Source organism: Symplocastrum torsivum (assembly GCF_059505465.1).
On sequence record NZ_JCACKQ010000015.1, the window covers coordinates 37,984 to 61,399 of the forward strand.

Annotated in this window: 23 protein-coding genes and 1 tRNA gene; 16 read left to right on the top strand and 8 right to left on the bottom strand. The window is 46.0% G+C overall.

Features of this window, described 5'->3' with window-relative positions; genetic code table 11:
• Position 1 precedes the first annotated feature (1 nt).
• Positions 2 to 1,822 carry a DMT family transporter gene (locus tag AC5JL3_RS05280; protein WP_496073474.1) on the bottom strand — a complete coding sequence of 607 codons (1,821 nt, stop codon included), beginning with the start codon at positions 1,820 to 1,822 and terminating at the stop codon, positions 2 to 4.
• Between the two features lie 594 nt (positions 1,823 to 2,416).
• A complete protein-coding gene (gene miaB / locus AC5JL3_RS05285) occupies positions 2,417 to 3,778 on the bottom strand; it encodes a tRNA (N6-isopentenyl adenosine(37)-C2)-methylthiotransferase MiaB (protein ID WP_496073475.1) in 1,362 nt (453 codons plus the stop codon).
• Positions 3,779 to 3,945: 167 nt separating this feature from the next.
• On the opposite strand from miaB, the gene AC5JL3_RS05290 reads away from it, so the two are divergent.
• Positions 3,946 to 4,089, top strand: coding sequence for a hypothetical protein (locus tag AC5JL3_RS05290; protein ID WP_496073476.1), 144 nt, complete (start codon positions 3,946 to 3,948; stop codon positions 4,087 to 4,089).
• Between the two features lie 167 nt (positions 4,090 to 4,256).
• Here AC5JL3_RS05290 and AC5JL3_RS05295 read toward each other — a convergent pair whose 3' ends face one another.
• Positions 4,257 to 4,421, bottom strand: a complete 165-nt coding sequence (locus AC5JL3_RS05295; RefSeq protein WP_496073477.1) for an element excision factor XisI family protein — start codon at positions 4,419 to 4,421, stop codon at positions 4,257 to 4,259.
• A 63-nt stretch (positions 4,422 to 4,484) separates the two neighbouring features.
• Positions 4,485 to 6,035 carry a D-alanyl-D-alanine carboxypeptidase/D-alanyl-D-alanine endopeptidase gene (gene dacB, locus AC5JL3_RS05300; RefSeq protein ID WP_496073478.1) on the bottom strand — a complete coding sequence of 517 codons (1,551 nt, stop codon included), beginning with the start codon at positions 6,033 to 6,035 and terminating at the stop codon, positions 4,485 to 4,487.
• A gap of 181 nt (positions 6,036 to 6,216) precedes the next feature.
• Between dacB and AC5JL3_RS05305 the strand changes: the two genes are divergently transcribed.
• The 4 genes from AC5JL3_RS05305 to AC5JL3_RS05320 all read left to right on the top strand — a co-directional run bounded on the left by AC5JL3_RS05305 (position 6,217) and on the right by AC5JL3_RS05320 (position 9,042).
• Positions 6,217 to 7,119 (top strand): TIGR02587 family membrane protein, encoded by a 903-nt coding sequence (locus AC5JL3_RS05305; RefSeq protein ID WP_496073479.1) that lies wholly within the window; start codon positions 6,217 to 6,219, stop codon positions 7,117 to 7,119.
• Positions 7,116 to 7,532, top strand: a complete 417-nt coding sequence (locus tag AC5JL3_RS05310; protein ID WP_496073480.1) for a TIGR02588 family protein — start codon at positions 7,116 to 7,118, stop codon at positions 7,530 to 7,532. The genes AC5JL3_RS05305 and AC5JL3_RS05310 overlap by 4 nt, the downstream gene beginning before the upstream one ends.
• Before the next feature lie 159 nt (positions 7,533 to 7,691).
• Positions 7,692 to 8,372, top strand: coding sequence for an NADPH-dependent F420 reductase (locus AC5JL3_RS05315; protein ID WP_496073481.1), 681 nt, complete (start codon positions 7,692 to 7,694; stop codon positions 8,370 to 8,372).
• A 67-nt stretch (positions 8,373 to 8,439) separates the two neighbouring features.
• Positions 8,440 to 9,042: a molybdenum cofactor guanylyltransferase gene (locus AC5JL3_RS05320; protein WP_496073482.1), complete on the top strand. Its 603-nt coding sequence runs from the start codon at positions 8,440 to 8,442 to the stop codon at positions 9,040 to 9,042.
• Positions 9,043 to 9,044: 2 nt separating this feature from the next.
• Here the strand turns inward: AC5JL3_RS05320 and AC5JL3_RS05325 are convergent.
• Positions 9,045 to 9,116 (bottom strand) — tRNA-Thr (locus AC5JL3_RS05325).
• 305 nt (positions 9,117 to 9,421) lie between these two features.
• Between AC5JL3_RS05325 and AC5JL3_RS05330 the strand changes: the two genes are divergently transcribed.
• The 4 genes from AC5JL3_RS05330 (at position 9,422) to AC5JL3_RS05345 (ending at position 12,749) form a co-directional block, all read left to right on the top strand.
• Positions 9,422 to 10,558 carry a sulfate ABC transporter substrate-binding protein gene (locus AC5JL3_RS05330; RefSeq protein ID WP_496073483.1) on the top strand — a complete coding sequence of 379 codons (1,137 nt, stop codon included), beginning with the start codon at positions 9,422 to 9,424 and terminating at the stop codon, positions 10,556 to 10,558.
• 107 nt (positions 10,559 to 10,665) lie between these two features.
• Positions 10,666 to 11,523 (top strand): sulfate ABC transporter permease subunit CysT, encoded by an 858-nt coding sequence (cysT, locus tag AC5JL3_RS05335; protein WP_496073484.1) that lies wholly within the window; start codon positions 10,666 to 10,668, stop codon positions 11,521 to 11,523.
• On the top strand, positions 11,513 to 12,391 hold the full coding sequence (gene cysW / locus AC5JL3_RS05340) for a sulfate ABC transporter permease subunit CysW (protein ID WP_496073485.1): 879 nt from the start codon (positions 11,513 to 11,515) through the stop codon (positions 12,389 to 12,391). Before cysT ends, cysW begins: the two co-directional genes overlap by 11 nt.
• Before the next feature lie 13 nt (positions 12,392 to 12,404).
• Positions 12,405 to 12,749, top strand: a complete 345-nt coding sequence (locus AC5JL3_RS05345) for an NIL domain-containing protein (RefSeq protein WP_496073486.1) — start codon at positions 12,405 to 12,407, stop codon at positions 12,747 to 12,749.
• Positions 12,750 to 12,813: 64 nt separating this feature from the next.
• On the opposite strand, the gene AC5JL3_RS05350 is transcribed toward AC5JL3_RS05345, so the two are convergent.
• The 3 genes from AC5JL3_RS05350 to AC5JL3_RS05360 all read right to left on the bottom strand — a co-directional run bounded on the left by AC5JL3_RS05350 (position 12,814) and on the right by AC5JL3_RS05360 (position 14,264).
• Positions 12,814 to 13,461 carry a response regulator transcription factor gene (locus AC5JL3_RS05350; RefSeq protein ID WP_192219742.1) on the bottom strand — a complete coding sequence of 216 codons (648 nt, stop codon included), beginning with the start codon at positions 13,459 to 13,461 and terminating at the stop codon, positions 12,814 to 12,816.
• A 74-nt stretch (positions 13,462 to 13,535) separates the two neighbouring features.
• Positions 13,536 to 13,694 (bottom strand): hypothetical protein, encoded by a 159-nt coding sequence (locus tag AC5JL3_RS05355; protein WP_496073487.1) that lies wholly within the window; start codon positions 13,692 to 13,694, stop codon positions 13,536 to 13,538.
• 54 nt (positions 13,695 to 13,748) lie between these two features.
• Entirely contained in the window at positions 13,749 to 14,264 is a 516-nt protein-coding gene (locus AC5JL3_RS05360) for a (2Fe-2S) ferredoxin domain-containing protein (protein WP_496073488.1), read from the bottom strand.
• Positions 14,265 to 14,617: 353 nt separating this feature from the next.
• Here AC5JL3_RS05360 and groES point away from each other — a divergent pair, with 353 nt between their 5' ends.
• The 7 genes from groES to AC5JL3_RS05395 all read left to right on the top strand — a co-directional run bounded on the left by groES (position 14,618) and on the right by AC5JL3_RS05395 (position 23,410).
• Positions 14,618 to 14,929 (top strand): co-chaperone GroES, encoded by a 312-nt coding sequence (gene groES, locus AC5JL3_RS05365; protein ID WP_496073489.1) that lies wholly within the window; start codon positions 14,618 to 14,620, stop codon positions 14,927 to 14,929.
• Between the two features lie 108 nt (positions 14,930 to 15,037).
• Positions 15,038 to 16,675 (top strand): chaperonin GroEL, encoded by a 1,638-nt coding sequence (groL, locus tag AC5JL3_RS05370; protein ID WP_496073490.1) that lies wholly within the window; start codon positions 15,038 to 15,040, stop codon positions 16,673 to 16,675.
• 473 nt (positions 16,676 to 17,148) lie between these two features.
• A complete protein-coding gene (locus tag AC5JL3_RS05375) occupies positions 17,149 to 18,009 on the top strand; it encodes an SDR family oxidoreductase (RefSeq protein WP_496073491.1) in 861 nt (286 codons plus the stop codon).
• Positions 18,010 to 18,088: 79 nt separating this feature from the next.
• The gene (locus AC5JL3_RS05380; protein ID WP_496073492.1) at positions 18,089 to 19,255 is read left to right on the top strand and encodes a zinc-dependent alcohol dehydrogenase; all 1,167 of its coding nucleotides are present in this window, start codon (positions 18,089 to 18,091) and stop codon (positions 19,253 to 19,255) included.
• Positions 19,256 to 19,281: 26 nt separating this feature from the next.
• A complete protein-coding gene (locus AC5JL3_RS05385; RefSeq protein WP_496073493.1) occupies positions 19,282 to 20,121 on the top strand; it encodes an MBL fold metallo-hydrolase in 840 nt (279 codons plus the stop codon).
• A 564-nt stretch (positions 20,122 to 20,685) separates the two neighbouring features.
• Positions 20,686 to 21,663, top strand: a complete 978-nt coding sequence (locus tag AC5JL3_RS05390) for a chorismate transformation FkbO/Hyg5 family protein (RefSeq protein ID WP_496073494.1) — start codon at positions 20,686 to 20,688, stop codon at positions 21,661 to 21,663.
• 226 nt (positions 21,664 to 21,889) lie between these two features.
• A complete protein-coding gene (locus AC5JL3_RS05395; protein WP_496073495.1) occupies positions 21,890 to 23,410 on the top strand; it encodes a class I adenylate-forming enzyme family protein in 1,521 nt (506 codons plus the stop codon).
• The last annotated feature ends 6 nt before the right edge of the window (positions 23,411 to 23,416 follow it).

The following is a 23,416-nucleotide window of genomic DNA, read 5'->3' on the forward strand; positions in this document are numbered from 1 at the left end:
ATTATTTAGCTTGGGCTTGCCTAGCTGTTTGAGGGGTTTTAGGCGATTGTCGCAATCGCTCAAAACTCAAGGCAGCGACTCCTAGAGTAACCAGTAGCATTCCAAACATTTGTAGTGGCAGCAATGCTCTTTGAATAACCACCAATGCTAAAAGCGCTGTTAACGCGGGTCCAGTTGCCCCTAAAATTGATGCTCTCGCCGCACCAATCAAGCTAATACCAATGTTGTTAAACAGATAGCTAACCAGTGTAATCGCCCCTAAAATCACACTACTAATGATTAGATTCGGCCACATCGCCGGGTCAACTTCAAAACGCCAGGATTCTGGCAACGGTCCTGCCAAGCTAAGACCAGAGAAGCCCAGAATGATCACAAAGTTAATCCAACTAAACGGAATTGGGTGTAGCTTTTTTGCACACATTTGCGTCAGGATGACGTAAATAGCGAAGGCAATCCCAGAACCAGCCGCCGCCGCAACCCCCAACCCAGAAAGCTTCGCCGCTCCAGTTGGAAGCATGATCAGGACAACTCCCAGCAAGACACAGGCAATAATCGTACTGCGAAATGAGCTAGGGCGATCACCAAATAACAGCCAAGCCAACAGCACGGTAACGATTGGATAGATGAAGAAAATTGTAATTGCCACTCCCGGTGAAATCGGTCCCAAAGCCATATAGATGAGTACTTGGGACACAAATAGAAAGAATCCACTGCCTATGACTTTGAGAAATAAAGGCTGGTCATTCGACTGAGCAAACTGCTTGATATCTCGCCACATATTGGGGTAAAGAATAGTCGTCAAACCCGTCATCAGCGGTACCACAACTAGCATTCGTAGCCACAGGATGAGTAGCGAATTTCCCACACTTGGAGAAATAAATCCTCCTTGTTCAAATACCCCAAAAATTCGTGACTTGTTGAGAATTACTGTAATAACAATGTTGAGAAACGAGAGTGCTAGTGAGGAAAGGAGAACGAGCAAAAACCCAAGCTGGACTTTGGAGGCGGGTTGAGTGCGAGGTGGTGGCTTGGGAATAGCGGCAGGCGGCTCTGGCTCTCGTACAAGCGGTACATTTGGCTCTGGTCGTGTTGAAGAGGAAGCAACAGTGGAGTTGTTGTGATTATTGTCTGGATACTCCTGCCTATCGAAACGAGGTAAGGGCGAAGGTGGTGGTACTGTGGGAGGTGCAACCGGAGGATTCTTAGCCACCAACGACTCAGATTGAATTTCTTCTCTGAGCCGACTCACAAGTGCTTCTAAAATCGCCTCTCCTTGCTGCTCTAGGCTGTACATATGACCCAACTGCTGAGAAAGAGAGCTTTGATAGCTGCTGAGGTCTTGTTGCAACGTTTTGAACGTCGTTCTCAGGGTGGAATCTAAAGAGGCAATGAGCCGATAAGCATTTTCGTTGTAATCATTGACAGCCGTATCTCTTGGCAACGGCATAGAGCCTTGTCTTTCCCCTACTCCTCCAGAGCCGTCGAGGGGCGCACTGCCTCTATCAGAGACTGATGGGGGAACTGGTAGTTGATTGAGCCGCTCTCTTAGTAGTTCTTGGAGCTGGTTTGCTAGAGCCGGAGTGATTTGCTGGACTAATTGTTGTTGTTGGACAATTTGCTGCTGACGCTGGGTTTGTAGCCTTTCGATATCGTCAATCAACTGGGCTTTTTCTCTTTGGAGTCGCTCAACATCTTGAGATAGCTGGGCAACAAGATTTTGCCGCAGGTTCTCAATATCCTGAGTCATGGATCTCAAAAGAGCTTCTGCTCCCTGTGGATCACTGGCTCCAAAGTTTTCCGGTTGCAAGTCCCGTTGCCCCATTGCGTTTAACCTCTATTGGCAGAAAATAACCTGGTTGAACTAATTGAGTGTCTTGTCTATCTTTCCAGGTATGTTGCGTTTTTTGTTTTCTCTAAAAGCAGATTCTTTATCTTAAACATCTGCTGTTCCTTGTCTTAAAAGTTTTCAGGCTGGGGAGGTATTGCCGCTATTGTATTCGAGGGAGAAAGTAAACTGCTAGCAATCTGAGTTTTTGGTGAGTGTGGCAGTGCGGGATGAATGTATTGATAGTAATATTCAAGCACTCCAGCGTTTAGTCTTCATTCACTTAAGGCTCTGTCCCAGTTCCTAAACATCCATGCAAGCACCCCAAGAACACTTTAGCTTTCTTAGAAGCCATTTTTCAGAAATATTCACAGGCTTTGGAAGCAGACGTGCGAGCTTTGCAAAAGGCGCATGAGACAGAACGATGTCCAGCTGCCTGAAAGCAAATTTACCGGATTTTTCGCAACTGGGCTGCTGATTGCGCCGCCTGGAATCTTCTCTCAAAGAGGAGGTATCCAAATCGAGGCGATCATCGGGAGGAAATGATGAATTAGGGAGGGAAACTCAGTATCTCCACTTCGCTTTTAATGTCTAGCCGCCTGTAGGGATAAGTATGTCTACTCGTTCACCCGTTAAGCTAAAGGCACGCGCCTGAGTAATTTTGCCGTTGACCAATTTACCCTTTAATTCCTCAATATCTCCCCTAAAGAAGGTGAGGCGGTTGCCTCTTGTGCGTCCCATTACTTGAGTCGGGTCTTTGGGATTTTGGTCTTCAACTAGGACTTCTTCAACACGACCAAGATAACGTTGTGAGGCTTGAGCGGCTTTCGTTGATACTAAATGGTTGAGACGCTGAAGGCGATCGCTTTTTATTTCCTCACTAAGCTGATTGTCCCATACTGCGGCTGGTGTGCCAGGACGGGGCGAATAAGCTGCCGTATTTAGCAAGTCAAAGCCAATATCCTCTACTAGCTTTAGCGTATTCTCAAACTGTTCTTCCGTTTCTCCGGGGAAGCCGACAATCGCATCTGCACTAATCGAAGCATCGGGCATATACTGACGAATCTTGTCGATGATGCGGCGATATTTCTCATGAGTGTATCCCCGTGACATTGCCTTAAGTATCTCGTTATCTCCCGATTGGAAGGGGATGTGGAAATGCTCACATACCTTCGGTAATTCTGCACAAGCACGAATCAGGCGTTCGGTGAAGTAGCGGGGGTGACTGGTCGCAAAGCGGAGGCGTTCTATCCCTGGCACATCGTGGACATAATAAAGCAAATCTGTCAAGGTGTGCTGGTGCCGCCCGGACTCGGTAACACCCGGAAGGTCACGTCCGTAGGCATCAATATTTTGTCCAAGTAGTGTTACTTCCTTATACCCCTGTTGTCCCAGTTGCTCCATTTCAGCACGAATCGCTTCTGGTGATCGCGATTGCTCAACGCCTCGGACATTGGGAACGACACAGTAAGTACAACGCTCATTGCAGCCGTAGATGACATTCACCCAAGCCGTCACTTTGCTATCGCGGCGAGGTTTAGTGATGTCTTCAACAATCTGAATTGGTTCTGTTGCAACAATCTGGTTGCCATCAAATACCTGCTCCAGCAAATCTTGGAGACGATTGGCGTGTTGTGGCCCCATGACCAAGTCAAGTTCTGGCACCCGCCGCAGCAAGGCTTCTCCCTCCTGCTGAGCAACACACCCAGTAACAACAAGCGTGAGGTCGGGTTGTTGGTGCTTGCGATGAGCCTGTCTGCCTAAGTAGGAATAAACCTTTTGCTCAGCGTTATCCCGAATTGTGCAGGTGTTGTAGAGGAGTAGATTTGCCTCGTTAGGGTCTTCTGACCACTCAAAGCCCATATCTTCCAAAATGCCAGCCATGCGTTCGGAGTCGGCTTTGTTCATCTGGCAGCCAAAGGTGGTGATGTGGTAGCGGCGAGGAGAGGTCATAACAAGCTCTGGATAATTTCGCAAGGTCTACTTTCAGCAAACCCTTATCAATTATAGATTTTCCTAGTTGTTGGGCTGTACGGGACGGATTGAATTTTTGAGTTTGTCCTGATGTTGTGTCTTTTCGCTGAATAACGCAGAGGAAACTCTGAAATGGAGATCTACGTATGTGCAACTACATGACCGTATTTTCACTGCAATCCTATTTAGGGAATTTGAGTGAAAGCTTTGTCATGTTCTCTCACCACTTACTCAGCTATATTGCTGCTGAGTTTACTAAAGAAGATGACAATCGCGGCAGTGGGCGCTAGATGATAGAAACCCGAAGAGTGGTTGAAAACCGCTTGATGTGAGGAGACGAAGAAATTGAGGTTAGCAATTGCAGAACAACCCGGTTCATAGGAGCCGGGTTTTCGCTGGAGTTGTGGTTTAACAGCCCTATCAATTAGTATGCTGGCTACTACAGAATGACTTGACTTCAGCCCACTGCAAACTCTGTGTACTGTCTCACATGAGGTGCATGATATGCCAGTACGATATCTTGCTTCGGTACTCTCAACGCCACTAGTTGATCTGCGATAGCGAAGCGCTGCTGCAAGCAGATCGCATTCGGGAGCATCCCACTTTGCTCGTCCTCTAGCAACTTCTCAAGCTCTGTAATGACGTGTCATTTTTAAACCAATTGGTATTAGTAGAAACGAAACGTTCAACAAGAACGTAGGCGAGTGAGTAACAGAACAATTTCATCAATGGCTTCGCGCAGACTAGCGACAGTTTGGTCAGATTGATTCACCATGATGCTGAACACCAAGGGTTGATAGCCAGGAACATCCAGATATCCGGATAACGCTGATGCACCAGTTAATGTACCAGTCTTTGCTTGAAGATTACCTTGTGCCGTGGTATTTAGGAAGCGACGGCGGAGTGTACCACTCACACCAGCAACAGGGAGAGATTCTCGGTATACTGCCGCTTGCGGTGTTTGTGCCATGAGTTTGAGGGTTTGGACGATCGCATCTGGACTCACTAAGTTTCGGCGGGATAGTCCCGAACCATCAACTAAAACATAGCTTTCTGGATTAACTCCTAAAGTTGTTAAGGCTTCCTTGACCTCATTCAGTCCTATTTCAACCGAATCTTTGTTCGCCTGAGTATCATTTGATATCTGAAGTGTACGCAACAGCACTTCTGCGTAAAGATTGTTACTCTGCTGATTTGTCTCTACTAGCAAAACGGATAATGGTGCAGATTCAATAGCGGCTAATTCCTGCTCACCCGTTGTACTTGTCTTGGATACCACAGTGCTTGCTACAGGGATTCCCTCTTCCAGCAGTACGCGCTGGAAATGCTGCAAGAAGTACTTAGCCGGGTCAAGAATCGCTAGATAGAAGGATTCTGGCTCCGCATCAACGGCTAACTGTCCTCTAATCTGCAACAAGGGTTGACCCAAAACACCAGTCACCTCCACTGTGCTTGGTGCAGCGGATGTAGCTGTTACTGACTGATTTTCAATGTGCCATTGCCTTGCTGCGATCGCATCTGTCCACCTTAACTCCAGTGGTTGACCAACCTGTTGAGGGGATAAGGTCAATTCTGCCGCATTTTGATTCAAAATCAGGCTATTTACTGCTGTTCCATAGTCTGCTTGAACATCTTCCCACTCCCAGGTGAGATTAATCGCATCTCCTTGAAAGTAACCATCATCGACAATCAACTGCTGCACGTTACGAACACCCTGTCGTTTTAGCTGTTGTGCCAATTCTCTTAACTGTACATCTGTGAGGCTGGGGTCGCCTCGTCCCACTACCCGCAAGGAACCTACACCAGCCGAATAAATAGATGTCCGAATCCGAAAGTCGGAGCCTAATTGAAGTAAAGCCGCCGCCGTTGTCAGTAACTTAACATTTGAGGCAGGGATAAAGTAGTGTTCTGCCTCACGACGATAGAGGGCATTGTCTTGGTTAACACTTAAACTGTGAGCGATCGCATTTTGCGATAATGGCTCAATCGAAATTCCCCAGCGAGTACGACCTAACTGGGGACGGTTGATTACAGCTTCAATAGCAGATCCTAATTGTGCGGGACACAGAGATCCAGAGGACGGATTCTCTTTGTTAGGGAATGCCGAGAGAACAGATTGGGAACTTGACGGTTCTTCAAATGCGATCGCTGCCAGTCGAGATGTAAATAGGGCATTAAAAAAAATTAATAAAAAGATAGGACTTTTACGAATTGCAGCTAGTAGTAAATAGCGCATTGCGCGACTTAGGAATGAAAACAGTTAATAACTCTATATGTAGAGAGAGCTATCAAATTTGCAAGGTTTGATAAGATTTTATGTATAGAATGATACATCGTAGCAAGCAAGAACTGTCTCGTCTGATGATTTTATCCTGTCAAAGCATTAATGCGACTGCATCAAGGTTAATATCCCATTCATGGCAAAACGCACTCAAAAAAAACGTCAATATTCGCAATCGTGGTCAAATCAAATTGACGACATGATTCGTGGTGCTTCAGGTGGTTTCTTATTTGGCATTCCACTAATCTACACAATGGAAGTTTGGTGGATTGGTTCTCAGACCCCTCCACCTGTGATGCTGGCTATTCTTGCTGCTACCTTTGCCGTTGTTTTCCTACTCAATCGTACGGAAGGCTTTCGCAAAACTCAAAGTATGCACTTCCTCGATACTTGTATGGATAGCGTTGAAGTGCTAGCTATTGGTATTGCTTGTGCTACTTTCATGCTGTTTCTCTTGGGTGAAATTCGAGTGGGAACGCCATTGGAAGAAGCACTGGGTAAGTTAATCCTAGAGAGTGTTCCTTTTGCACTAGGCGCAGCGTTATCCCGTGCATTTCTAAGTGGTGATCGCTGGTCATCTACTAATAGTGCAGACTCCGATAACAAAGCTAAACAGAAGAAAAAAGCAGACAAACAAGAGATAAACGCAACTCTCGCCGACATTGGGGCAACTTTAATTGGTGCAACAATCATTGCCTTCAACATTGCGCCGACTGACGAAATCCCCATGCTTAATGCATCAGCATCGCCCCTGTGGCTTTTGGCGATTATTGTGGCATCACTGATCATTTCCTACGGCATTGTCTTCCAAGCTGGCTTTACCACTCAGAAAAAGCGCCGACAGCAGCAAGGGATCTTTCAGCGTCCAATCAGTGAAACTGTCGCATCTTATCTTGTATCACTTTTTGCGGCGGCATTTATGTTATTTTTTTTCAACCGATTAACGATTGATGACCCGTGGACACTGTGGTTAAGTCACACAGTATTATTGGGATTACCAGCAAGTATTGGCGGCGCAGCAGGACGCATTGCGCTATGAATGACACTGATTCTTCTCCACAAGTTAAACAAAAGCTGGAGCGATCGCCTGCTGAATGGACAACATTTAGTATTGCTTTGCTCATTCTGGCTGCAATTGTTGGATTGATCATTTACAAGTGGGTTACTCAGCAGAATCGACCGCCTGTTCTATCTGTGACACCTAATCCTGAAATTCGTGAAGTACCAGGACAGTATTATGTTCCTTTTTCAATCACCAACACTGGCGGTGAGACAGCAGAGTCAGTCCAGGTAATTGCTGAACTCAGCATTAACGGAGAAGTCGAGGAATCCGGCGAACAGCAAATAGATTTTCTCGCCAGTGGAGAAAAGGAGGAAGGTGCTTTTGTGTTTAGCCGCGATCCACGAGAGGGGGAACTGAATATTCGAGTTGCCAGCTACAAGCTACCTTAATTTTGATTGCAAAATTTGCCTGAAACTGTAGTCAGCGCAATAGAACACGGAGGAGCAATCGGGGTATCGTAACCTAGACAGTGCCGCTATCAAACTAAAGCTAATGCACCGTTGTAGAGTAAGGGAGTCTTGCGTTCACTTCAAAAAGGTTCTCAAGCTATGAAAATCGGCATTATCGGCAGTGGCAATATGGGTCGTTCCCTCGGCATTTTGTGGGCTGAGCAAGGGCATGAGGTGTTTTTTGGTACTCGTGATGCGGAGAAAGGAAAAGCAATAGCTGAAGTTGTAGGACATAGCACAACAGGAGGCACGAATGATGAGGCAGCCGCATTTGGAGACGTACTGCTGTACACCGTCCGGGGCATGAATCCCGCCGAAGTCTTATCCTCAACCGAAGTTCTGTCGGGAAAAATTCTTATTGACTGCAATAATTTTGATGTTCCAGAAGGATTCGCCTACCCACCAATTGTGCAATCCCTAGCGGAGAAGCTAGCCGCAGAAGTTCCCAAGACCCGTGTTGTCAAAGCCTTTAACACAATGGCACAGGAAGTGTTTGAACTTGCACCAACACCGCTCAAAGACTATAGCGTTTCTGTGTTTGTTGCGGGAGACGATGCTCAAGCAAGGCAAGTGGTAATGTCTTTAGCTGAAGATATTGGCTTTGCTCCTGTGGACTGTGGTGGCTTACGCAACGCCCGCTTGATTGAGGGACTTGGGGATTTTATCCGATTAATGATTATCGGTCAGCTTCAGAATCCCTACGCCACGATTTCTGTTAAGACTCTTCCATCAGAGCAACAACAGCGGCTTGGTGGACGGCAGGCTTCTAATCTTAATTAACAGATCCAATGGGGATAAAGTTTCTGTTCTGATGTAGTCTAAAGCAAAGTATCCCGTTGTTGTACGGATGGGTAAGACAGCATCTTTTTCTGCGATTGTACTTGCAGGTGGACAGAGTTCTCGCATGGGTCGGGACAAAGCGATGATTATGCTTCAAGGCATCCCGTTACTGCGACAGGTCTGTAATGTTGCACTAGATTGCACCACTCAGATTTATGTTGTAACTCCTTGGCCTGAACGATATCAAGACATTTTACCGGAAGGCTGTCGTGTAATACGGGAAGTTCCTTTACCAGGAGAAGCAAGTTCTCATGGGCCGCTGGTAGGATTTGCCCAAGGGTTAGCTCAGGTTGAGACAGATTGGGTACTATTACTTGCCTGTGATTTACCCCAGTTGCAGGTTCAAGTTTTGCAAGATTGGGCAACAGAACTAGAAAAGACGGCTCCAGATGCGATCGCACTGCTACCTCGACAATCTCATCGCTGGGAACCCCTGTGTGGTTTTTACCGATGTCAATGTCTGCCACTGCTAACCCAATTCATCAACGAGGGAGGACGATCGTTTCAGCGCTGGCTAGCCCAACATCCAGTAAAGGAACTGCCAGTCAGTGACACGCAAGTACTATTCAACTGCAACACGCCAGCCGACTTAGAACGCCTGATTTATTAACAAGCTGGTGACAAGATTTGAACTTGCGACCGGCGGTTTACAAAACCGCTGCTCTACCACTGAGCTACACCAGCAACTAAAAACAATATAGCAAAGTCTGGAACACTACTGCCCAAAAACTCACCATCGCTTAGTTTAGCAAATTTTGTTGTTATTCATCTTCTGAGTTTAGGTTTTACACTGACAAATTGGCGATCGCAAGTTCCTGGCGGAGTGGCGACACTGATGCGATCGCTAAAACCCCTAACTGCAAGTTGCTTTTATTGAAAAATTATTGATAACCAACACAAATTTTTTTATCTGTTGTACTATCTATTGTCATATCTGTTATTATCGGTAACCCTACCGAATAACCGTAGATTTAAAGGAGAACGTTCGTATGCGATTGTGGCAAGAAACCCATAAGCTTAAGGTACCTCAATTGTCAAGTCAACAGATAACTAGATGGCTCAGACCTTCTTCGCTCAAAAAGGTTGTGTCGTTCTTTCTCATAGGAGTGAGCTTAAGTGTAGCGATCGCCTCCTGCTCTGGTCCTGGCGCAGATACCAGTTCTAGTGGCAGTGGCGGTTCTAGCGCAGCAGGTGCCAAAGGTGATGTTGAGTTGACCCTTGTTTCTTTTGCGGTCACAAGAGCCGCCCATGAGAAAATTATTCCCCAGTTTGTCGAACAATGGAAGAAAGAGCATAACCAAAACGTCTCCTTCAACCAGAGTTATGGTGGATCGGGTTCTCAAACTCGTGCAGTGATTGATGGCTTAGAAGCTGACGTTGTACACCTAGCACTCGCTCTTGACACCAAGAAGATTGAAAAAGCAGGACTCATCCAACCAGGTTGGGAGCAAGAATCACCTGAGGATGGGATTGTCAGCAAATCTGTTGCCGCAATTGTCACCCGTGACGGTAATCCGAAAGGCATCAAAACCTGGGCAGACTTGGCAAAACCGGGAGTGAGTGTGATTACGGCTAACCCCAAAACCTCTGGTGGCGCACGTTGGAATTTCTTAGCTTTGTGGGGTTCTGTAACTAAAACAGGTGCAGATGAGACAAAAGCACTTGACTTAACCACGAAGGTTATCAAGAACGCACCCATACTCCCCAGAGATGCTCGTGAAGCGAGTGATGTATTCTTCAAGCAAGGTCAGGGAGATGCCTTAATTAACTACGAAAACGAGATGATTTTGGCAGGACAAAACGGAGAGAAACTTCCCTATGTTGTGCCTGATGTCAACATCTCCATTGACAACCCAATCGCCGTTGTAGACAAAAATGTTGATAAACATGGCACTCGTGAAGTTGCTGAAGCCTTTGTTAAGTTTTTGTACACTCCAGAAGCCCAACGAGAATTTGCCAACGTAGGATTCCGTCCAGTTGACCCGACTGTAGCCAAAGAAGTGGAAAGCAAGTTCCCCAAAGTTAAAACCCTCTTCACTGTTAAAGATTTAGGGGGATGGGACGAGATTCAGAGCAAGTTCTTTGAGGACGGTGCTGTTTTCGACAAAATTCAAGCCAAAGCGTAGACAAGAGATGCTAGCAGAACCCCCAGCTAGCAATAGTTACCAAGTAATTAGCGGTTAGTTGTTCTTGACCAATAACCAATAACTAATCACCAATAACTACCTAAACAATGACCACATCTTCTCCTTCCAAGCCAACTCCTGCTTGGCAAAATCCAGTTCGCCAGCTTTTTGGGCTGTCCTGGCCTTGGCGAATCACACTAGGCTATCTCACGATCATGCTGCTACTACCTGTAGCAGCACTAGCGTTAAAAGCTAGCACCGAATCACCAGCGGAATTTTGGAGAATTGCAACTAGTCCTATTGCTCTGTCTACCTATGAAGTGACCTTCGTCACTGCCTTAGTTGCGGCACTGATTAATGGTGTCTTTGGGATTTTAATCACCTGGGTTTTGGTTCGGTATGATTTCCCGTTCAAGCGGATTATTGATGCAGCAATTGATTTACCATTTGCTCTACCCACCTCGGTTGCTGGTTTAACCATAGCAACGGTTTACAGTGATAACGGTTGGATCGGTTCGCTGCTAGCACCGTTCGGGATTAAGATAGCCTTCACCCGTTTGGGGGTAGGCATTGCGATGATATTCATTTCCTTGCCTTTCGTTGTACGGACGTTGCAGCCAGTGTTACAGGAAATGGAACATGAGGTAGAAGAAGCCGCTTGGTGCTTGGGAGCGTCGCAATGGCAAACGTTTTGGCGTGTAGTTTTGCCTCCATTGTTTCCAGCGATTTTGACGGGTGTTGCACTGGGATTTTCTCGTGCCGTTGGCGAATACGGTTCAGTAGTGATTGTGGCTTCTAACATTCCGTTTAAGGACTTAATCGCCTCGGTACTGATTATCCAACGCCTAGAACAATACGACTATAGCGGCGCAACCGTAATTGGTACTGTTCTATTGTTACTTTCGCTGTTAATTCTGCTAGCGATTAACGTGTTACAAGCTTGGGGACGACGCTATGAACTCTAATGTAGTAGGAAAATCGTTTAATCCAGAGTCACTGGATACTCCGCCAGCTTCCCAAAAACGTGAAGGTAGTTGGGTAAAGATTGCTTTGATTCTTGTGGCGATCGCATATTTAGCGCTAGTCTTATTCATTCCTGCCCTCAACGTCTTTGTCCAAGCTTTTAAACAAGGTTTTGGCCCCTTCTTCGGTAACTTGACGGAATCGGCTTTCGCCCACGCTGTTTGGCTTACCGTAATTATTGCTCTGATTGTCGTACCCATAAATACCGTATTTGGACTTTGTGCCGCTTGGGTAATTGCGCGGAATCAATTTCGGGGTCGAACCTTTCTGATTAGCCTCTTAGACATCCCCTTTGCCGTATCTCCTGTTGTGGCTGGTCTAATGATAGTGCTGCTCTATGGGCGCAATGGTTGGTTTGGTCCTTGGTTAGAGGCACATAACATCAAGATTATTTTCGCGATGCCTGCAATGGTACTGGCAAGTTCGTTTATCACTCTCCCCTTTGTCGCCCGTGAAGTCATTCCTGTTCTAGAAGATGCTGGTGCTGAGCAAGAAGAAGCCGCTAAAACCTTAGGCGCTCAGGATTGGCAAATCTTCTGGCGTGTGACTCTCCCTAACATCCGCTGGGGTCTGTTATATGGTGTTCTCCTAACCAACGCCAGAACCATGGGTGAATTTGGGGCAGTATCCGTTGTCTCTGGCAACCTTGCCCGCAAAACTCAAACCCTACCCCTGTTTGTTGAAGAAGCTTACAAGCAGTATGCCACTCAATCTGCCTACTCAGCTGCTGTTCTGCTTGCAGGACTTGCCTTAGTTACTCTCGTACTCAAAGAAATTCTAGAGCGTAGAACCCGTATTAAGGACACTTAAAAAGGAGGCAACCATGACCACGCATGGCATTGATAACTTTCAAGAGAAGCTACTGGAACCGCTTCAACTAACTGAAGAAAACGAGACTCCAGGTTCTAGTAGACCCACTCACACTCGCATCCGTGTTCGCATTCCCAAAGAGTACAACGATGAACCTGTCATCTCGCGGCTGGTTTCTCACCATGGCGTAACGGTGAATATTGCCGCTGCTCTCTTGGGCGCGAATGCGCGAGATGATGGCTGGTTTGACCTGGAACTGCGAGGTACAAGTCCCCAAATACAAAGCGCTTTAATCTACTTAGATGAAATGGATTTGGAAATTTGGGGGGAATTAGATACAGAAAAAGATGGTTGGTAAGTGGTTGTTAGTTGTTAGTTTTTAGTTTTTAGTAGATGAGTTTTGCAAACAACCAACAACCACTTCAAGCCATACTAGTTTCAATCGCCCAGCGTGCCAACTCGGTGCGGTTGTGGAGACCTGTTTTGCCCAGCATATTGGAAACATGACTCTCTATGGTTCGCTGGCTTACATTCATTTGCTCAGCAATTTCTCGATTCGCCATCCCCCGTGCGACGAATTGAACAACCTTTAGTTCTGTTGGTGTCAGCTCTACATCAAAAGGCACCTGAATTCTAGGTGCAGCGTCTGCGGTAGCGTTAGAGTGATGAATCAAGCGAGTGGCTTGCTTGAGTGATGATTCCACCTGCGCTACGAGTTCTTCTGGCTCAAATGGCTTCACCATATAGACATCAGCACCTGTGTTAAGTCCTCTTACTCGGTCTTGGCTTTGACCTTTTGCCGAGAGGAATAGTACTGGAATCCAACTGGTACGGGGGTCTTGTCTGACATGCTCGACTAATGCATAGCCATCCATCTCTGGCATCATGACATCACAGATGATCATGTCAGGAATGTCTTGCTCTAGAACCTCTAGTGCCTCTCGACCATTCTCAGCCGTGACGACTTCATATCCCCGAAACTCTAGGTAATCCTTAACTAGCAAGATAAGGTTGGGGTCATCATCAATCAGCAGCAGTCGCTTGTTATCTCTAACACCATTTTCTTTCATAACTTGTGATACTTGTTATGCTTTGCTTGCTGAGATTAATTAGTTTTTTGTTTTGTCATTATCCGCAAGACTGTTTAAACGCTACGAAATTCGCTACAGCCGAAGTTATACAAGTCGAGAATCTCTGCCATCACTTGCTTAGGAGCAAGATTTATTTGGATGCGATCTGCGCTTCGCTTTACTCGCTTCGCTATCGCAAGAAAGGCAGTAGAGGAATGAATGGAATTATACACAGTAAGTACTATGTTAATTTATCAGGAACGATGATAATAAGGTGCCTGTTCTATCTATTCAGAAAGAATTTCGTCGGTTTGTTTTATCTTCTCTAAGGCATGAGTTGGGGATTGGACAATTTGTGGTAATGGATGAATTGCGATCGCATAGTCTTCCACAATCTGGTTCCCAATCAAATGCTCCTGAATAATCCGTTCAATCACATCCGGTGTCGCATTGCGATACCATACACCATCTGGGTAAATTACCATGAGTGGACCAGAGGCACAAACTCGTAGACAATTTGCTTTTGTGCGGAAGACACCGCTTGGTTGAGAGTCAGTTGGTTGATCGAGGTTTAACTCTTTGAGGCGCTTTTTTAAGTAGTCCCAGGCTTCTAGACCAGCTTCTTTTGAGCAGCATTTGGGTTTAGTTTGATCAGCACAAATAAAAATATGTCGCTGAATTTGATTGATTCCCAAGCTTTTAATACAAGCTGTCAATGCGCTTTTGTCTGAAGCACTATTTGTGTTTAAGGCTTCACAGCTGCATGATTCCGCTAGATTATCGTCAGTTTTGTTGGCTTGCATAGCTACTGAATAGTTGACTTAAATTTTTCCCCACAGACGCTTAAGCGCCCCGGCTAATACTATATCTACCCCCGGATTGAGGTAGTTGGATACTAGCTGTGAGTCAACCACCTCTAAGTTTTAAGTATTCTTACTTAGTTCTGGAGCAAAGGTGTCTGGTCTTTCTATACAAATAAAATTCCTTCAATGGCTATCTAAGTGCCTCCCTACATGAATTGTAGGTATAACTGAGCTGTTAGTTCGGGAACCCGTACAGGAAAATTTGTTGCAATTACCTGCTCAGGTTGAGTAAATTAGCACTCAGGAGCTGAGAGTGCTAACTCAGCCGAAAGAAGTAGACAGGAGAGATTTGTATGGCCGCTGTATCTCTGAGTGTTTCCACCGTTAAACCGTTGGGCGATCGCGTCTTCGTGAAGGTGAGCGCTGCTGAAGAGAAAACTGCCGGGGGCATTTTGTTACCCGACAACGCAAAAGAGAAGCCCCAAATTGGGGAAATCGTCGCAACTGGCCCTGGGAAGCGCAACGACGATGGCTCCCGCGCTGAACCTGAAGTCAAAGTTGGCGACAAGGTTCTTTATTCCAAGTACGCTGGTACCGATATCAAGCTAGGTACCGACGAGTACGTCTTGCTATCGGAAAAAGATATTCTCGCCATCGTTTCTTAAGTAGGCAAGCGATTAGCTTTTTTGTCAGTTGCAAGCGACTAATAGCAACTGAACCCTAACCACTGACCCTTTCACAAATAGTTCTTTTACTGACTGAACTAAACATATATGGCTAAACGCATCATTTACAACGAAAACGCTCGTCGCGCCCTGGAAAAGGGAATGGATATTCTGGCAGAAGCCGTCGCTGTTACCCTAGGTCCAAAGGGTCGTAACGTAGTCCTAGAGAAGAAGTTTGGTGCTCCTCAGATCGTTAATGACGGTGTCACCATTGCTAAAGAGATTGAACTGGAAGACCACGTTGAGAACACTGGCGTTGCTTTGATTCGCCAAGCGGCTTCCAAAACCAATGATGCGGCTGGTGACGGTACCACAACAGCAACCGTACTGGCTCACGCGATGGTCAAAGAAGGCTTGCGTAACGTTGCGGCTGGTGCAAATGCGATCGCCCTAAAGCGTGGGATTGATAAGGCAACTGTCTACCTAGTAGAAAAGATTGCTGAACACGCTAAGCAAGTTGAAGACTCAAAAGCGATCGCGCAAGTTGCTGCAATCTCTGCGGGTAACGACGATGAAGTCGGTCAGATGATTGCTCAAGCGATGGACAAAGTGGGCAAAGAAGGTGTGATTTCCTTGGAAGAAGGGAAGTCGATGACCACCGAATTGGAAATCACCGAAGGGATGCGCTTTGACAAAGGCTACATCTCCCCTTACTTCGCCACCGACATGGAGCGGATGGAAGCGGTTCTCGAAGAGCCTTTCATCCTGCTAACCGATAAGAAAATCACCTTGGTACAAGACTTGGTACCTGTTCTGGAGCAAGTGGCTCGTTCCGGTCGTCCTTTGGTGATTATCGCTGAAGATATTGAGAAAGAAGCCCTCGCCACTCTGGTTGTCAACCGTCTGCGGGGTGTACTGAACGTTGCCGCAATCAAGGCTCCTGGATTTGGCGATCGCCGCAAAGCGATGCTCGAAGACATCGCCGTTCTCACTGGTGGTCAAGTTATCACCGAAGATGCTGGTCTGAAGCTAGACAACACCAAGTTGGATATGCTAGGCAAAGCCCGTCGTATCACCATTACCAAAGACAACACCACCATCGTTGCTGAAGGTAACGATGTGGCGGTTAAAACCCGTTGCGAGCTGCTTCGTCGTCAAATCGATGAAACTGAGTCTTCCTACGACAAGGAAAAACTGCAAGAGCGCTTAGCGAAGCTTGCTGGTGGTGTCGCAGTTGTGAAAGTCGGCGCGGCTACTGAAACCGAAATGAAAGACCGCAAGCTGCGTCTGGAAGATGCGATCAACGCAACAAAAGCGGCTGTGGAAGAAGGTATTGTTCCTGGTGGTGGTACAACCCTGGCTCACCTCTCTCCTCATCTAGAAGCTTGGGCAAACGAAACATTGACAGGGGAAGCCCTAACTGGTGCTTTGATTGTTGCCCGTGCGCTTGCTGCACCTCTAAAGCGGATTGCTGAGAACGCTGGTCAAAACGGTGCAGTTATTGCTGAGCGTGTGAAAGAGAAGGACTTTAACGTTGGCTTCAACGCGGCAACCAATGAGTTCGTCGATATGTTTGAAGCTGGTATCGTTGACCCTGCTAAAGTTACTCGTTCTGCTCTGCAAAATGCCGCCTCGATCGCCGGTATGGTGTTGACGACTGAGTGCATTGTCGTTGACAAGCCTGAGCCGAAGGATAACGCTGCTGCTGGTGCTGGTGCTGGCATGGGTGGCGACTTCGACTACTAAGAGTTAGTCGGTAAAAGCAATCGAGATATTGCTTCTACTAGAGGTCACGTATCTTAAGCTAAATCAGCAATAAATCAAGCCGTCTCTGTATGGAGGCGGCTTTTGCTTTTTATAAAGCTAACTATTAACCTAAAGAAACTCTTTTGCTCTCTCTTCTTCCAAAAGTACTGTACCTCATCGAATGTTAAGTTCTATCTTTTGGAATAGAGGTAAAAACTACTGTATCCCTGATTACAAAATTTTCCTACAGCTACTGCACCGCTCATTTGAAGTAAGCCTGAATTACCAGTGGTTTGAAAAATAATCAGTAATAGTACTCTCCTATTGAAGGTAGAGTTCTCATAATTTGTCTATTTCCTCAGGAGTAATCAAACATAGTCACTTTTCCAGCCAAAGATTGATTCTGCTTCTACTTAGAGTAGATAACCTTGCGGATGTTAAGAGTCTCTATTGAGACAAGCAAGGAGGATATTATGCCAACAGAGCAACAGCTACAACCGCCACAACATCAGGAACAACAACCTGGTAGCGAAGAGCAAATGACTCCGAAGCCTAAGGCAGATGATTCTAAGTATCAAGGTAGTAACAAACTATTAGGGAAAGTTGCACTGATTACTGGGGGTGATAGTGGTATTGGTCGAGCCGTTGCGATCGCATTTGCCAAAGAAGGAGCCAATATGGCGATCGTGTACTTAAATGAACACGAAGATGCCGAAAAGACGAAGCAAATGGTTAAAGAATTAGGGCGCAACTGCCTACCGATTGCCGGAGATCTTGGAGATGAATCATTCTGCCAGCAAGTTGTGCAACAGACCATTGATCAGTTCGGTCGTCTGGATATTCTGATCAACAATGCCGCTGAACAGCATCCCCAGAATAGCATTGAGGACATTACCTCAGAACAGCTAGAACACACCTTCCGTACCAACATCTTCTCGATGTTTTATCTAACTAAAGCGGCACTACCCCACCTCAAAGAGGGAAGCGCCATCATTAACACGACCTCGGTAACAGCATACAAGGGCAGCCCTGAACTGCTTGATTACTCTGCCACTAAAGGTGCAATTGTTGCCTTTACCCGCTCACTGTCACAGAGCTTAATTGAAAAGGGAATTCGTGTTAATGGTGTTGCTCCCGGACCAATTTGGACACCACTAATTCCTGCTACTTTCCCCGAAGACAAAGTTGAGAAATTCGGTAAGCAAGTACCTATGTCACGCGCTGGTCAACCGGAAGAAGTTGCCCCCAGCTATGTGTTTTTGGCTTCCGATGACTCCTCTTATATGTCGGGTCAAATCTTGCATCCCAACGGCGGTACAGTCGTCAACGGCTAATCCTTAGGTTGAACTCTCATCGCTTGAGGACTCCACGATTTGTCAAGAACATCGAAATACACTTTAGGAATTTAAATAGATGAAAGCAGTTTGCTGGGAAGGTACTCACAATGTGCAAGTCGAAACCGTACCCGACCCAAAAATTATTAATCCGCGTGATGCGATTGTTAAAATCACGTCAACAGCAATCTGTGGTTCTGATTTACATCTTTATGACGGCTACAACCCAACCATGAAACCGGGCGACATTCTGGGTCATGAATTCATGGGAGAAGTCGTTGAGCTAGGCAGTAGCGTTAAGAATGTGAAAGTAGGCGATCGCGTAGTTGTCCCCTTTACCATTTCCTGCGGATCGTGTTTCTTCTGCAACCGCAGTTTATGGTCACTGTGCGATAACTCCAACCCCAATGCTTGGATGGCAGAACAAATGATGGGTCATTCCCCATCGGGACTTTTCGGCTACTCCCATCTGACAGGGGGCTACGCGGGAGGTCAAGCGGAGTATGCCCGTGTTCCCTTTGCTGATGTTGGTTTGTTCAAGATTCCCGATGGACTAACAGACGAACAAGTCCTATTTTTCACCGATATCTTTCCTACCGGATATATGGCAGCAGAAAACTGTGACATTGAGCCAGGAGATACTGTTGCGATTTGGGGTTGTGGACCGGTTGGGCAGTTTGCTATTAGAAGTGCCTTTATGCTGGGTGCTGGGCGTGTCATTGCGATTGATCGCGTTCCCGAACGTCTCCAGATGGCGAAAGAAGGTGGGGCAGAAGTCTTGAACTATGAGGAAATCGAGGTGGGTGAAGCCCTGAAGGAGATGACAGGTGGGCGTGGTCCCGACTCGGTAATGGATGCGGTAGGAATGGAAGCTCACGGACTGGGTTTGGAAGGCTTCTATGACAAAGCCAAGCAAGCGGTGCGTTTAGAAACTGACCGACCCAATGTGTTGCGTCAAGCGATCGTTGCCTGTCGCAAAGGGGGTACGGTATCGGTTCCCGGTGTTTACACAGGCTTTGTAGACAAAATGCCGATGGGTGCTTTTATGAACAAAGGCTTAACCATGAAAACAGGGCAAACACACGTTCATCGATACTTGCAGCCGTTACTAGATCATGTTCAAAATGGCGATATCGATCCATCGTTCGTGATCACCCACCGTCTACCACTAGAGCAAGCCCCGCACGGCTACGAGATTTTCAAGGACAAAAAAGACAACTGCATCAAAATTGTCCTCAAACCCTAAGCAGTCAGAGACGTAATAGAGTATTCATGCGAATTCATCATCTCAACTGCGGCTGCATGTGTCCGATAGGCGGGGCACTCTTCGATGGGTTCAGCCCTGGGCTAACGGCTCGCCTTGTCTGCCACTGCCTGCTCGTTGAAACAAATCAGGGACTGGTTCTCATTGATACTGGTTTTGGACTGCGTGATGTTCAGTCGCCTTACTCACGGCTTAGTCCATTTTTCATCCACTTTAATAACATCCAGTTTGAGCGCAAGTACACGGCGATCCATCAGGTTGAGCAACTCGGATTTTCTGCAAGTGATGTGCGGCACATTGTGCTAACCCATCTCGATTTCGATCATGCAGGCGGTCTAGAGGATTTCCCTGAAGCAACGGTACACATTATGCAGGTTGAAATGGATGCCGCACAGGATCGGGGCGGTTTCATCGCCAGTCGGCGCTATCGGCCAGGACAGTGGGATGAAGTCAAACACTGGCAGTACTATTCAGCAGGGGGTGAACCCTGGTTCGGTTTTGAGGCAGTCCGTAACCTTGATGGACTGCCTCCGGAGATTCTCCTAATTCCGCTTGCTGGTCACACGCGAGGTCATGCTGGTATTGCCATTGAGACATCAGAGGGTTGGCTCTTGAATGCAGGCGATGCCTACTTTTATCGGCACGAGATGAATCCCAAGCGCCACTGCACACCGGGACTACGTGCTTACCAGTGGATGATGGAGGTGGATCGCAAGGCGCGGCTCCTTAATCAAGATCGGCTACGCGAGTTATCACTTGATCATAGTAGGGGTGTGCGCCTCTTCTGTAGTCATGACGCTGTTGAGTTCAAAGCGTTCGCTGACCCTACGAGTAAATCTCAAAACTAGAAATTTCCTCAGTTTAACTGGCGATTATCGGCGTGTATCCGCCGACTATCGCTTCTTCCTCATCGGTATGGCGATGAATAAGTAACCAAACAGAATTAATTACATACTGATTCTTTACCAGGCAAGAATTTCACCTAGATTTTGTGTAATTAATTTTGTGCAACTACTTAAGAACCTCTCGTCTCAATCAACATGGGCAACTGTAACGATTAAAAGTTTTATGCATAATTCAGCAATCTTTGCCGAGACTTCACACGTCAAGGCAAACTTTTTTTATTTGTAAACACTTAACGACTTCTTACAGCCAAAGGCTTTTGCGTCTGCTCTACTCCAATTTAAGGAAAAACGCAATATTTCTTTATATAGTTTTGATAAAGTTTTACAGATAGCTCTATCCAATTCCAGGGGATCGTGTAATTATTTTCGACAACGCTTAAGAGTGATTCAAAAATAACTTTCAGTTCTGAACGAGAGAGCTATTTACAACTATTGTTCCCAGTCTTTTAGAAGAAGATAGTTGTGGATATCTCGCCGTGTATCTGCTTTATTTTGGAGGTCACAAAGATGACTCTTTCCCTTACAACTCTTCCAGGTGTTGGTCTAGAAACCCAAAGCCTTCGCGTTCGTTTTGGTCAGAATCAGACGGCTTGCATCACTACCGGGAATACCGTTGACTTATCGGTAAAAATCCCTATCTTAGGTCAACACGATACAGAGTACATAATTTCTCAGCCGGGACGAATCTACCAAAAGTTAGGGTTTCATATCGTTGAAACAGCCGATAGATTCGCTGGAGCATTGGTCAAAGAAGTAGACTTTCCTTTAGAACAGTCAGCCTATGAGATTTATCTCAACTTCTTAGAGTTGACCAAAGACTGGAACTTATACCGTGTCTGGAACTATGTTCCCTACATTAACGAAGAAGCCTTTGACTTAGAAAACTACCGTTCTTTTTGCAAGGGTCGTTCTTTGGCATTTGAAGCCTTCTATGGTGAAGATTTCAATGTTAAAATGCCTGCTGCCTCAGCCGTTGGTATCAACGACAACAAATTGGTTCTTTATTTCATCGCAGGTAAAGAAACAGCGACTAATACGGAAAATCCTGAACAAGTCCCAGCTTTCCACTATCCCAAACAGTATGGGCCAAGAGCGCCGAGTTTTGCACGAGGTACGGTAGTGTATCAGGATGGCAAACAAGTTGGCTATTTATCGGGAACCGCTAGTATTAAGAGTCACGAATCAGTAACTCTCAGGAATATTAGTGAACAGTTGCATACCACTCTTGACAACATGAGTCTGGTATTTGAACGGATGGGTTTATTACATGAACGGCTGAGTTATCACGGAACTATGCCCGATCCGGCAAAATATGACCGAACTTTTAAGGTCTATATCAGACATCTAGAAGATGTAGAATACGTCCGCAACCTGTTTTCTCAAAGCATTTTTGCGTCTGAAGACGACCATATCCTCTATCTTCGCTCGGATATCTGCCGTTCAGAGTTAGATCTAGAAATCGAAGCGATCATTACAGAACGGTAACTTGCGATCGCTCAAACTATCGATTTACCCTCCAGTGTAAAAATTCCCGCAAAATTTGCGTTTCTTGCATAAAAAGGAAGGACCGGAGTGATAAGTACTATAGCTACGCCGCTAGCTTTGACTTTTGCAAGAATTTTACTCTGTAATACCTAGACTCTGATTAACCTGAACTTTCCCGAATTCCAATTGGGAAAACTCTAATAGTTCAAATCAGCGAGGCTCTACCATGCTGCATCAAACTTTGCTCAAGACGGTTGAACGCTATCCTGAAAAAACGGCTCTTGTCTACGACAAACTGAGGCTAAACTACCAAGAGCTTTATACAAAAGTCGTTGGATTAAGCAACGGACTACGTTCAATAGGTGTCGAGAAATCTGACTCCATTGCCATAATTTTACCAAACTGCCCAGAGTTTGTCATCAGCTTCTATGCGGCAGCTACGTTGAAGGCGATCGCACTTCCTTTAAACCCCATGTTTAAAGAAGCTGAAATCAACTTTTACATCAGTGATACTGGCGCGAGTGTCATCATTACCGACATGGCACGGGCTGAACTTTGCCAGAAGGTTATCTCAAAATTCGACAGAAAAATCGAGCTGGTTGTGATTGATGGAGTTTATCCATCAAGTGCTTCCTTTAATGACCTCATTCAAAAAGACACGGCTAATTTTGAAGAGACAGCACCCTATGAAGGAGATGTCATTTATCAGTACTCGTCTGGTTCTACAGGAAGACCGAAACGAGTATCGAGAACTCAAAAGAACCTCTTTCACCAAGCGAACAATTGTGTAACTACCCTAAACGTCACAGCGTCCGACAATATCTTGTGCATAGTACCGCTGTTTCACGCTTATGGGTTTGGAGAATGCTTACTAGCAGCTACCTTTACAGGAGCAACCCTAGTAATACTAGAGCAATTTATTCAGAATGGCGTTGCTGTTGAGATGCCATTCGTTTTCCGCTGTCCGCGAGTCTTAAATCTCATAGAAACCGAGGAGATTACGATTCTGCCAGCCGTACCTTACATCTATAGTATTCTGGCAGCAACGCCCTATCAGACTCAAGTAGATTTCGCGAGTTTGAGAGCCTGTATCTCAGCAGGGAACTTCTTATCCAAAGATACTTTTGATAAATTCCTGCACCGATTTGGTATTCCTCTCAGACAACTTTATGGTTGTACAGAGGCAGGGGCTGTTGCGATCAACTTAGAGGATGAAGCTGACCTTCAGTACGATTCCATCGGTTTACCGATGAAGAATGTAGAAATCAAGGTGATGGATGACGAGGGTAATGAATTGCCTACTGGTGACATTGGGGAGTTCGTCATCAAAAGCGAAACCCTAACAACAGGGTATTACAACTTACCAGAAGTGAATAAAGAGGCGTTCCAAGATGGTCACTTCTTTACAGGTGACTTAGGGAAAAAAGATGAACAAGGGCGTCTTTACCTAACTGGACGGAAGAAAATCTTTATTGACACTGGCGGACACAAAGTAGACCCTCTAGAAGTAGAGGATGTCTTGATGACTCATCCCAAGGTAGCGGAAGCTGTTGTTGTCGGAACTAAAGCTCCCCTAGGCGGCGAGATGGTTAAGGCAGTTCTTGTCTTGAATGGGGAATGTAAAGAGCAAGATATCTTGGCGTTCTGTAAAGACAAGCTAGCCGACTACAAAACTCCAAAATTCATCGAGTTCCGCCAAGAATTACCGAAAAATCCCCTAGGTAAGGTTTTGAGGAAAAAGGTTTAGGTTGAG

Excerpts from the sequence above, each read along its gene's own strand:
- AC5JL3_RS05280 (WP_496073474.1), bottom strand. The coding sequence starts at position 1,822 with ATGGGGCAACGGGACTTGCAACCGGAAAACTTTGGAGCCAGTGATCCA.
- miaB (WP_496073475.1), bottom strand. The coding sequence starts at position 3,778 with ATGACCTCTCCTCGCCGCTACCACATCACCACCTTTGGCTGCCAGATG.
- AC5JL3_RS05290 (WP_496073476.1), top strand. The coding sequence starts at position 3,946 with ATGTGCAACTACATGACCGTATTTTCACTGCAATCCTATTTAGGGAAT.
- dacB (WP_496073478.1), bottom strand. The coding sequence starts at position 6,035 with ATGCGCTATTTACTACTAGCTGCAATTCGTAAAAGTCCTATCTTTTTA.
- AC5JL3_RS05305 (WP_496073479.1), top strand. The coding sequence starts at position 6,217 with ATGGCAAAACGCACTCAAAAAAAACGTCAATATTCGCAATCGTGGTCA.
- AC5JL3_RS05310 (WP_496073480.1), top strand. The coding sequence starts at position 7,116 with ATGAATGACACTGATTCTTCTCCACAAGTTAAACAAAAGCTGGAGCGA.
- AC5JL3_RS05315 (WP_496073481.1), top strand. The coding sequence starts at position 7,692 with ATGAAAATCGGCATTATCGGCAGTGGCAATATGGGTCGTTCCCTCGGC.
- AC5JL3_RS05320 (WP_496073482.1), top strand. The coding sequence starts at position 8,440 with ATGGGTAAGACAGCATCTTTTTCTGCGATTGTACTTGCAGGTGGACAG.
- AC5JL3_RS05330 (WP_496073483.1), top strand. The coding sequence starts at position 9,422 with ATGCGATTGTGGCAAGAAACCCATAAGCTTAAGGTACCTCAATTGTCA.
- cysT (WP_496073484.1), top strand. The coding sequence starts at position 10,666 with ATGACCACATCTTCTCCTTCCAAGCCAACTCCTGCTTGGCAAAATCCA.
- cysW (WP_496073485.1), top strand. The coding sequence starts at position 11,513 with ATGAACTCTAATGTAGTAGGAAAATCGTTTAATCCAGAGTCACTGGAT.
- AC5JL3_RS05345 (WP_496073486.1), top strand. The coding sequence starts at position 12,405 with ATGACCACGCATGGCATTGATAACTTTCAAGAGAAGCTACTGGAACCG.
- AC5JL3_RS05350 (WP_192219742.1), bottom strand. The coding sequence starts at position 13,461 with ATGAAAGAAAATGGTGTTAGAGATAACAAGCGACTGCTGCTGATTGAT.
- AC5JL3_RS05360 (WP_496073488.1), bottom strand. The coding sequence starts at position 14,264 with ATGCAAGCCAACAAAACTGACGATAATCTAGCGGAATCATGCAGCTGT.
- groES (WP_496073489.1), top strand. The coding sequence starts at position 14,618 with ATGGCCGCTGTATCTCTGAGTGTTTCCACCGTTAAACCGTTGGGCGAT.
- groL (WP_496073490.1), top strand. The coding sequence starts at position 15,038 with ATGGCTAAACGCATCATTTACAACGAAAACGCTCGTCGCGCCCTGGAA.
- AC5JL3_RS05375 (WP_496073491.1), top strand. The coding sequence starts at position 17,149 with ATGCCAACAGAGCAACAGCTACAACCGCCACAACATCAGGAACAACAA.
- AC5JL3_RS05380 (WP_496073492.1), top strand. The coding sequence starts at position 18,089 with ATGAAAGCAGTTTGCTGGGAAGGTACTCACAATGTGCAAGTCGAAACC.
- AC5JL3_RS05385 (WP_496073493.1), top strand. The coding sequence starts at position 19,282 with ATGCGAATTCATCATCTCAACTGCGGCTGCATGTGTCCGATAGGCGGG.
- AC5JL3_RS05390 (WP_496073494.1), top strand. The coding sequence starts at position 20,686 with ATGACTCTTTCCCTTACAACTCTTCCAGGTGTTGGTCTAGAAACCCAA.
- AC5JL3_RS05395 (WP_496073495.1), top strand. The coding sequence starts at position 21,890 with ATGCTGCATCAAACTTTGCTCAAGACGGTTGAACGCTATCCTGAAAAA.